Raw genomic sequence first — 8,633 nt, 5'->3', positions numbered from 1 at the left:
GAGGCCGGCCAGCCCGGCGGGACAACCCTGCCCTCAGCGCGCCGAACGCTTCCCCACTCCGAAACCAAGATCACTCAAGGCAGTGGCCGCTCGTCACGGTGCATCCGGGCTAAGACGCCTGGCACCTGGCACGACTCTGATCCGACGGCGCAGGTCGACTGGTCAGTCGCGGTAGCTGCATGGGTCGAGGCCACTGAACCCATCCTTGAGAGGGTCGCAGCCACCTACAACGGCACGATCAGGTACGAGCAGCTCCGTGACCAATTGTTCGACGAGACCGGCTACCGGACCCGGTCGCTGATGACCAACTGGATCAGCCAGGTACTCGGACCAGTGCAGAACGCCACGCGTGCCGAAGCCAAGCCTCCACTGACATCGCTCGTCGTCCTGACGGGAACTGGCGGCGTGGGCCCGGGGTACATCAACCATGAGCACCCCGCCGGGGACTTCACTTCGGATGACGAGCGGCAGCGTGCCGCTGCCGTCGACCGCCTCACTTGCTACCGCACCTACTGCGAGCATGTCCCCGAGGACGCCGCACCACAGATGACACCGGTCTACGTCGCCAAGCAGACACGCCGGCAGAAGCCCGACCCCCGTCCTCGCAGAACCTGCCCTATGTGCAACACGGTGCTTCCTGCCAGCGGACGCTGCGACTACTGCGATTGACCGCGACCCGGCGGCCTGGCCGGCGCCTGCATCTCGGTTTCGATCAGCGCCTGTGGGATGCCGGGGTGCCGTCCTGGAGGTGGGCACGTGATTAGATGAAAACAGGCTGGTCGAGCAGCAAGACCAGTGCGATGCGACGCGTGATCAGGCTCCCTCAGGACTCCGATACGCAGTCACCGCACGTAACGCAGGCCGCTTCGCACACTTCACGCTGCGGCGGTGCTCTGGCTGGGCAGCCCGGGAGTGGGCCCGTGATCCAGCCGAGGAGCTCCCGCATCTGCCGGGACGAGGCGGTTCTCCCGTGGATTAGGTATCCGCGAACACATGCCGTGACCTGATCTATGGCGACCGACGCGTCACCCACCTCTAAAGCTCCCATCCGAGCCGTGGCTCATATTCGAGTCGATCAGGCCCGACATAGCATGATTAGCCCCGTCGCCGCCTCTCCAGTCCGGGCCCGTGGCTGCACGATCCAGAAGTCGGAACTTCGCCAGCGTCCTGGGCCGATGCGACAGTTACGAGACCCGGAGCCATGTCGTACCGAGTCCGTGAGTTCGGGCATCGAAGAAGCGAAGCTTCGCGTTGGGCAGCAGTTTTTTGATGCGCTCCACCGTTGCAGCCACTTCGGCATCTGACGTGGGATGCACGCCAAATGCAACGTGCTCCCGCGACTGGAGCGCGTCGACTATATGCGCGTCCTGCTTGCCCAAGTCGTGGCCGAACACCACCAAGCTGGTCGTGTCGTCACGGAGCCTCTCATACATATGGGACAGGTAGTCCGACCCCCTTATAACGCGCAGCTTGTCCTGTGACGAGCCTTCGCTGACGAAGAAGGGTAGATCCGCAAGGCTGTCCAGCTGGCGCAGTATGGCCCTTCCAACAGCAGCAGAACGCTTTTTCACGCGACCGTCGGGCAAGCGATACAAGTGAAGGCCGCCATGAAGGTAGTGCAGCATCGTACGAGGCGGGATGGTCGGATTGGGCTCCGAGTTCTGGATATCGAACGTCAGCTCGTTCCAGAAGAAGTCGCCCCAGTCGTCGAACGAGCCGTGCATCATCATCGACCAGTACAGAAGGAGGTCATAATTGGTCGAATAGACATTGAGGTAGTTCTTGATCAGCCCGTCTCCTATGTAGCGCAGGCGATCTTCGGAGACGTCCACATGGTTCACATGCGAGACATGCACGGCTCGGATCAGGGCCTCCCGGATGCTGGCATAGCGTTCCTCGATCTTGCTGAAATCTTGGCCAACTTGGCGACACACAAGCGTCGCTATCCCTAATGCGTTCAGTGCAATCTCGAAGTTCCGAGTGTGGTCCAACGCATCGAACAGTGCCTGGTCGTCCGAACCGAGGCTCGCCTGGTCGTAGAGTGATCGATACCCGAACTTCTCCGACACCACCATGCTCGCTCCATTTCCGACGAGCAGGGACTTTTCCTCACGAGGTCGCCACAGACTCTCTTGGCGTACGGCTTGCCAGTCCTCGAGAGCGTGGTGCACTGCAATCTCGGTGGCCATTCCGACCTCCGGTGTGGAGTGACGGTGGACCTTCTCGATGGTGGCCCGGCAACCAGCACTTGTCACGCGGTTCGGTCGCGGTCCCGGAGCCTTGCAGACACACCGATCGGCGGGCCGCAGACCTACGGGGATCTGCCTTGCTTGATCGGAGGTCTTGGAGCTGCTTGCGCCCGACTTCGCTTGCTCCCGTAAGTCGTCAGAGATGACCTCACCAAGCTCAGAGTCGACGGGGTGAGGCACGCTGCGGGGGGCTCGACCGCGACCGGTAAAGGCCCGGATCTTTGCCGCACCGTTTCGGGGCTGTAGACGGATCCCCCCACGGCTCCGCCACGCTCGATCGCCTGGCGCAGCCGTAAGCCGGTCGCCCTTCGATCCCGGCCGTCCTGCGGATCCAGACCGAGATCACCGACCGCGCCGATCACCGCCGCCTCGATGATGTCCAACTGCTGCTCCGCCAGGGCTACACGGCGCTCATCGAGGCCGGATCGGATCGCCGCGTTCGCAACGGCGGCGTAGTGCTTCCGCACGAACGTCACGGTGGTCGTTCCGCCGAGCAACGACCCGACCGAGGCGGCGGACTGGGTGCACTTCCGCGCCGTCGCAGAGCAGTGGCGCTGAGCTGCTCTCCTGGGACACGGGTCCCACTGGCCTCCGGCCTGGGCGACCCGTGTTGTTGACGACGCACCGTCTTGGGCGCGACCAGGACCGTGCGACCACGTCGCAAATGTGCCAGGTCAGAGTACGAGCCAGCGGATTAGGTATCCGCGGGCGCACCGTTTGACCTGCGCTTATGAGGCGGGTGGTCGCGGTGTGGTCGCAGCGTCCTGCTGCATTCCGGTTGCCGGCACCGCCCGCGCTCGACGAACACGCGTACTACGTTCCGACGCCGCCGAGGCCATGCACTCCTAGTCGATCAGGGGATCGACTCCCATGGTCAACAGCTCAGCCGCATGTCCTTGGGGATCAGGTCATCGCTCACCGCCCGCATCAGGGGGTTGAGCGCGTCCACGGTCCGTTGGTGGTCGAAGCTGCCGTTGACCGGTCAGCCGTCCGGATCGCCTCCTGCGCCTTGTGGGCGACATGACCGGGCGCCACCAGGTGGACTCGGCGCAGGCTGATGAGTAGTGCCCCCCGCTTGGTCGGGTCTCCCATGGCGTGCCGCATTGCGAGGCGGGGCGTCTCGGAGTCGCCGATCAAGTCGAGAGTGGTGTCGACGACCCGCTCGTAGACCTTGTGGCGCTTCTCGAGCAACCAGTTCTGCCGAGTGTGCCGTGCTGTCTGTCGGGCAACGAGCCAAGCGACCGCCCCGGCGATCCCAGCACTGATGAGCGGTACGGCGAAGTCACCTCGGCAGCATTGCGCACGCCGCGGGACGTACCGCGTGAAACGGCCCATCGAGCGCCAGCAGGAGTGGTGGGACCGGGCGCAGACCGAGGTTCATGCCCGGCTGGCACGCATCGACCGCGGTGAGACGACGGCGCCGGCGCAGGTGGTGCGCTGCCTGTGTTCCTCGCCCTGAAGGTGCGGCGGTGAACCCCGCCGGGCTACACGAAGGAGTTGGACTCGTCGGGTCGCACCCAGCCTGGCGGAGGCCCGGGCACATAGCCTTGCCCGCGCCAGTGCTGCTCGAGGTCATAAGCGCGGTCGGGGCGTCCACCTCGCGCTGAGTGCGCACGGCCCTGTAGCCGAACCCCAGCCTCGCAATCAGGCCGAGCGCGCCGACGACCGACCGTGAAGAACAGGGCGACGGCCCGCTCATCGCCGATGTAGATCTCGCAGTAGACCGCCCGATATTACGGCGACTGCTCGGACGCTGGCTCGACGACGCGACGCTTCATCCAGTAGGTGTCGGTGGCCGCGTCCGCGCTGACGAGCTGCCAGCCCTCGAACCCGAGATCGTTCACGATCTGCACCGTGTGGCCGGGGGTGACGCGCGGCAGCTCGATGTCCGGCTGCCACGGATTCAGGACGTACTGCTGGCCGTTAGGGCCGCTGTCCTCGACGGTCAACCTCAGGTGCTTCCACCGCTCCATGCGGCCAGCCTGGCGGCCGGGTCGCCGGTTCACCGAGGTGTACGGCCGCGACACGCCGCTGGGGGCTGCTGATGGCGTACATCGGGCCGAAGGCCGACAACGTGCTGATCCGGGCGAACAGGTGGGGCGACAGCGTTCACTCGCTCGTGCCTGCTAGGTGGCCCGCCGTGAGCGAATCGCGCGCCAGACCGCCACCCGAAGAACGAAAAGCCCCCATCGACCTCAAGGTCGATGGGGGCTCTTCGTCGGTTCTTGTTCGCCTAGCGGGCCGTGCGAGCGGTGCCGGCGTGCTCCAGCCGGTGCTCCTCTCGCTCTATGCGTTCCTCGAGGACTGGGTCAGGACCCAGCTCGCGCATGATCTGGTAGTAGGCCTTCAGTAGGGCATCGGGGTCGGTCTTCTTGCGATCAGCCACAGGTCGCCTCCTCGGCATGCTGAAGTCTAGAGCCGGTCGAGGTCGTCGCGTAGGAGGTGGACGGCACCCTCCACGACGAGCCGCTCCACTTTGGAGTCGCCCAGATACCGTGCGTGACCCGGAGCCTCGATAGAGAGGTCGATGGACACCACTCCCTTGAGTTCTCCTTCCGGGCTGCGGATGGGCACAGCGAGGATCTCGGCGTACTTGCAGACCATCGACATGAACTCCGTCCGGCTGAAGCCGGACGTGACGCCCTTCTTCTTCTGCAGCTCAGCGAACTCGGCATCGGTGAGGTTCCGTGCGCCGTACTTCTCGGCGACCGGGCGGCGGTAGCGGTACTCCGCTCGTCCGGTCTCCCAGCATGTGCCGACGGCACCCTTCCCCTTCCCCCACTCCACCTGTGTGGCTTGAGGATGGTTCGCGAGCCGGAACCGGATGACCCGGACCAGCTTGCGTCGGCGGAGAAGGCCGGTCCGGCGCAGGACGAAGATGCTGGATCCGAGGTGCTTGACCTGCAGGTTTTTCGTCTGGGCGAGCGCCAGCAGCACGCCGATGATGGGCTTCTGCACCCGAATCTGAGCCTGCTCCTTCTGCGGTTCGAAGAAGCGGCGGACCGCATGCCGGACGTTGTCGATCAAGGCGATGCTGGCGAGCACGATGACGAAGGCCAGCTGCCTTCCGTCCGAGAGGGGGAGGACGTCCTTCTCGACGAGGATGTTGACCACGCCGACGGCGAGACTCACTGCAGCGAAGAGCACCCGTGCCCCGAAGCGAGCCCAGTGGCCCAGGTCCTTCAACTCGCCTCCACGTCGCGATCCGGCACAGCAGAGTACGCGAGCGGGTGACCGGGGCCACGTCACGTGGCCAGTGGACAACTTGCCGCTCTGGGCCCACGCCCATCGCCTCGTCGTCGTCTGAGAACGCTGCGGAGTACACGCAGGAGGTCATCCAAGCCTTCCGCGCCACGCATCCCGCGGGCGGTGCGCACTACGACGTGCCCGCCAGCGACTCGGCTGCGTTCGTGTCGACCATCGAGGAGCCGCCTGACGGCGAAGGGGCCGCCCACGAACAGATGGTCGCCGCGTTCGAGGCCTACGTGACCGCCCGCCAGGGTGCCGACGACGCGTGCGCCGGCAGCGTGGGGACGAGCCGCGCGTGTATGACCGCGGTCCAGGAATCCGGGGTCTCTGGACGACTGCCCTCGACCGGGCGTACGAGCTGCCGAGGCTGTCGTTCGGCGCGTTGATCGGCTGACCGCCGACCTACCGAGTCTGGGCGGGATAGGTTCCGTCGACTGACGAACACGGGGAGAGCGTGATGATCAATCTGCGATTGGCCCGGGTCGGCCGCGGCCTGGTAGGCCTCGGTGTTGCCGGTCTGGTTCTGGCTGGCTGCGGAGGTGACGACGACTCGGGAGGCTCGTCCGCCGCGGCTGCGCCGCCGACCGCTGAGCCGGCCGACAACAACGCCGCCTGCCGGCTCTCCGGGGACACAATCACCCAGGCCGAGATCCCCTCCGTCGGAGGCCTGGAGCCCACACGCGTCAGGCAGATGGTCATCTGGGACGACGCGGACTACGCGGCTCGCGTGCTGGAGATCCTCCCCGCCGACGGGCAGGTCGCCGACGACATCGAGGCGGTGCGCCAGGCAATGGTGGGCATCGCCGAGTGGCCGGCCAACGACTTCCAGGGCTGGGCTGACTACCGGGACCCGCTCACCGCCGCCGTCACGGCGCTGCAGTCCAGCTGCCAGGACGCCGGCGTGGTCGACATCCTCAACCAGTCCTGAAAGACGGCGGGACTCCGGGGGCGACGATCGCGATTGTCGACGGCGTAGTTGTCGCCGTCGAGCGCGATCCGGCCGCCCGGTCATGTCACCGCGCTCCAACGGTCCGGTGGTCGGCGGACGCGCCACCCACACCACAAAGCCCCCGTCCCTGCCTTCCGGACGGTGGGGGCTCTTCGTCATGCCCGAGCTACTGCCTGACGAAGGTCCCGCAGCCGCTGTTCTCGAAGTCCTGCCCGGGGCTGAGGGTGACCGTGGGGACGCCGCCCTCCGGGCCGTCGTTCTCGATGATGTCGCCGCCGTTGGTGCCAGACTTCAGGATGGCCCAGTAGCAGTAGCCGGTCAGCGGCTCCGCGGTCCGGTACGTGCCCGGCTCCACGTCGACTCCGACAGTCCAGATGCCCTCACCGATGGACGTCTGGACGATCCGCTGCTCGATCGCCGCAACTGCATCCTCCCGGGCCTTCACGTCCCGAGCCTGCTGATCGAGGTCGGCCGCGCGCTTGTCGACTCCGCTTTCGCGCACGGCGACCTGGTCCTCGAGATCCTTTGCGTTCCGGTACACCTGCTGCGCGTCCGCCTCAACGGACTCCTGGTCGGCGCGGACGCCCTCGAGCTCTGCCTCCAGCGCCTGGTACTCCTCGGATCCTGTGGGGTCGCTCGACGCGACGACGATCGCGGCCCCACCGGCGAAGCCAACGGCAAGGGCGACGAGGGGCACAGCCCAGCGCACCCAGCGCCGCGAGGGCGGCGCCGCCCCCTGGCTGGTCTCTGCTGCAGGGGCAGCCTCAACGCTCGCTGTCTGTGTGCCGAACTCCGTCATGAACCAGTCCCCGTGTGGTAGGTGAGCCGGGACGGTACCGTTTCTCAACGCGCAGGTCAGCGGCCTTCGACGTGGCGGAGCGTTCGTCACCCGCACGAGTGCATGAACTCCAGATGACACGCTGCGGCCCCCGCCCCGCGGCCTCTAGCCGGGGCTGGTGCCCCAGTACTGGCGTCGCGGCGGACATAGCCGTCCACACAGGTCAAGTTCGACAGTCAATCTGGGACCGGAAGCGCCCGTGTGGTCGGTAGCGCGGGGCCGGATGTGGTCGCGTTGTGGTCGCGCACTGCGCGTCAACGGGAGAGCGAAGGCGGTAGCCGCCGACACCGAACTCGCAGCCGACCAGCGAAGTCGTCATCGGACGTCACCGCGTGACACGTCCTCGCTAGGACTTTTAATCCGCGGGTTGTGGGTTCGATCCCCACGGGGCCCACCGCGTAAGGCGTCTACCTGTAGGTATGCCCTTTGAGCGGGCAAGAGGCGGCTGGCTGGGGTCGTTCATCTCCCACTAACCCCCCGCTTTGCGTGCCGTATCACTGGCTCATGGCACACCGTGCTCGTCGCGGAACAGCACCTCGAAGTACGTCATGCGTTCTCCGCTGTACGGGTCGACGACGGGGGAGGTGGCCCGACAGGTCTCGCTGGAGAGGGGGAACAGGCCATGTCGTCGCACAACGGCGAGAACCTGGTCTGTCCAGCCTCCGGTGGCGTCGGTGAGGTAGTGCGCGCGGCCTGGGACGTCTGGGGACAGGACGACGGCGTAGGGCAGCACAGTCGAGACCTCGACGTCCACGCGGCTGTCGTTCGGGCCCGACACCCGGAAGACGCACGCCTTGTCGGCCGTCTCGACTTCCGTCATCACCTCGACCGCGCCAAGCTCGGCGAGGTCAGTCTGCAGTGCGTGGTGCAGGTTCTCGGCCGCCAGGTCGGCGGCCAGTGCCATGTCTGGATCCTTGAGGTCGCCGAAGGCGACCCGCAAATCGTGGTCGAGCGTCGCCAGGGGCCCACTACTGCGCGTCACGATCGCAGGCTGGTGCGCAGCCTCGCTCCCTACCCGCTCCCACTTACGGGATCTGGGCGGCTCGTGGGCTGACCGTCCGTCTGGACCTGTAGTGGGGTGTACCAACGATCTTGGACAGTGACTCTCTGCTGAGAGGATCTGTCCATGCCAGAGCAGCGGCGCAGGTTCAGTCCGCAGTTCAAGGCCGAAGCCGTGCAGATGGTGCTCGAGACCGGCAAGCCCATCGCCGAGGTCGCCGGTGACCTGGGGATCAACGAGGGCACGCTGGGCAACTGGGGTGTGCCACGAGCGCGGGAGGTCACTTGGTAGCTGAGTGATCGACCGCGGTGCTGTGTAGGAGATGAAGGTTCGGCCCTTCGGTGCCGC

Annotated in this window: 10 protein-coding genes and 1 pseudogene; 4 read left to right on the top strand and 7 right to left on the bottom strand. The window is 66.2% G+C overall.

Going from position 1 to position 8,633, the window contains the following annotated elements:
* A partial coding sequence (locus tag CHB94_RS25870; protein ID WP_217899495.1) for a hypothetical protein occupies positions 1-669 on the top strand: 669 nt, incomplete at its 5' end.
* A 515-nt stretch (positions 670-1,184) separates the two neighbouring features.
* On the opposite strand, the gene CHB94_RS23950 is transcribed toward CHB94_RS25870, so the two are convergent.
* Positions 1,185-2,189, bottom strand: coding sequence for a DUF4917 family protein (locus tag CHB94_RS23950; RefSeq protein WP_089339055.1), 1,005 nt, complete (start codon positions 2,187-2,189; stop codon positions 1,185-1,187).
* A gap of 987 nt (positions 2,190-3,176) precedes the next feature.
* Positions 3,177-3,440 carry a hypothetical protein gene (locus CHB94_RS25520; protein WP_089339054.1) on the bottom strand — a complete coding sequence of 88 codons (264 nt, stop codon included), beginning with the start codon at positions 3,438-3,440 and terminating at the stop codon, positions 3,177-3,179.
* 130 nt (positions 3,441-3,570) lie between these two features.
* On the opposite strand from CHB94_RS25520, the gene CHB94_RS25515 reads away from it, so the two are divergent.
* On the top strand, positions 3,571-3,708 hold the full coding sequence (locus CHB94_RS25515) for a hypothetical protein (protein ID WP_176445737.1): 138 nt from the start codon (positions 3,571-3,573) through the stop codon (positions 3,706-3,708).
* Positions 3,709-3,982: 274 nt separating this feature from the next.
* Here CHB94_RS25515 and CHB94_RS23940 read toward each other — a convergent pair whose 3' ends face one another.
* From CHB94_RS23940 to CHB94_RS23935, 3 genes are all read right to left on the bottom strand, one after another.
* Positions 3,983-4,222: a hypothetical protein gene (locus CHB94_RS23940; protein WP_089339053.1), complete on the bottom strand. Its 240-nt coding sequence runs from the start codon at positions 4,220-4,222 to the stop codon at positions 3,983-3,985.
* A 260-nt stretch (positions 4,223-4,482) separates the two neighbouring features.
* Complete coding sequence (locus tag CHB94_RS25510; RefSeq protein ID WP_176445736.1) at positions 4,483-4,635, bottom strand: hypothetical protein; 153 nt, start codon at positions 4,633-4,635, stop codon at positions 4,483-4,485.
* Positions 4,636-4,661: 26 nt separating this feature from the next.
* On the bottom strand, positions 4,662-5,435 hold the full coding sequence (locus CHB94_RS23935; RefSeq protein ID WP_089339052.1) for a PDC sensor domain-containing protein: 774 nt from the start codon (positions 5,433-5,435) through the stop codon (positions 4,662-4,664).
* Positions 5,436-5,955: 520 nt separating this feature from the next.
* Between CHB94_RS23935 and CHB94_RS23925 the strand changes: the two genes are divergently transcribed.
* Positions 5,956-6,426, top strand: a complete 471-nt coding sequence (locus tag CHB94_RS23925; protein WP_089339050.1) for a hypothetical protein — start codon at positions 5,956-5,958, stop codon at positions 6,424-6,426.
* Between the two features lie 187 nt (positions 6,427-6,613).
* Here CHB94_RS23925 and CHB94_RS23920 read toward each other — a convergent pair whose 3' ends face one another.
* Together CHB94_RS23920 and CHB94_RS23915 are read right to left on the bottom strand one after the other, a co-directional pair.
* A complete protein-coding gene (locus CHB94_RS23920; RefSeq protein ID WP_141137644.1) occupies positions 6,614-7,246 on the bottom strand; it encodes an Rv1352/Rv1906c domain-containing protein in 633 nt (210 codons plus the stop codon).
* 541 nt (positions 7,247-7,787) lie between these two features.
* Positions 7,788-8,189: a hypothetical protein gene (locus CHB94_RS23915; RefSeq protein ID WP_176445735.1), complete on the bottom strand. Its 402-nt coding sequence runs from the start codon at positions 8,187-8,189 to the stop codon at positions 7,788-7,790.
* 222 nt (positions 8,190-8,411) lie between these two features.
* On the opposite strand from CHB94_RS23915, the pseudogene CHB94_RS23910 reads away from it, so the two are divergent.
* A pseudogene (locus tag CHB94_RS23910) lies at positions 8,412-8,543 on the top strand (transposase); the annotation flags it as partial.
* Positions 8,544-8,633 lie beyond the last annotated feature (90 nt).

It is taken from the genome of Blastococcus mobilis, assembly GCF_900188025.1.
Classification (GTDB): domain Bacteria; phylum Actinomycetota; class Actinomycetes; order Mycobacteriales; family Geodermatophilaceae; genus Blastococcus_B; species Blastococcus_B mobilis.
Note: the sequence above shows the minus strand (reverse complement) of the source record. Positions and strands in the feature narration are given on the sequence as shown.

Bases quoted from the DNA above. Each gene is read 5' to 3' on its own strand.
- CHB94_RS23915 (WP_176445735.1), bottom strand. From the start codon at position 8,189: ATGGCACTGGCCGCCGACCTGGCGGCCGAGAACCTGCACCACGCACTG.
- CHB94_RS23950 (WP_089339055.1), bottom strand. From the start codon at position 2,189: ATGGCCACCGAGATTGCAGTGCACCACGCTCTCGAGGACTGGCAAGCC.
- CHB94_RS23925 (WP_089339050.1), top strand. From the start codon at position 5,956: ATGATCAATCTGCGATTGGCCCGGGTCGGCCGCGGCCTGGTAGGCCTC.
- CHB94_RS23920 (WP_141137644.1), bottom strand. From the start codon at position 7,246: ATGACGGAGTTCGGCACACAGACAGCGAGCGTTGAGGCTGCCCCTGCA.
- CHB94_RS23940 (WP_089339053.1), bottom strand. From the start codon at position 4,222: ATGGAGCGGTGGAAGCACCTGAGGTTGACCGTCGAGGACAGCGGCCCT.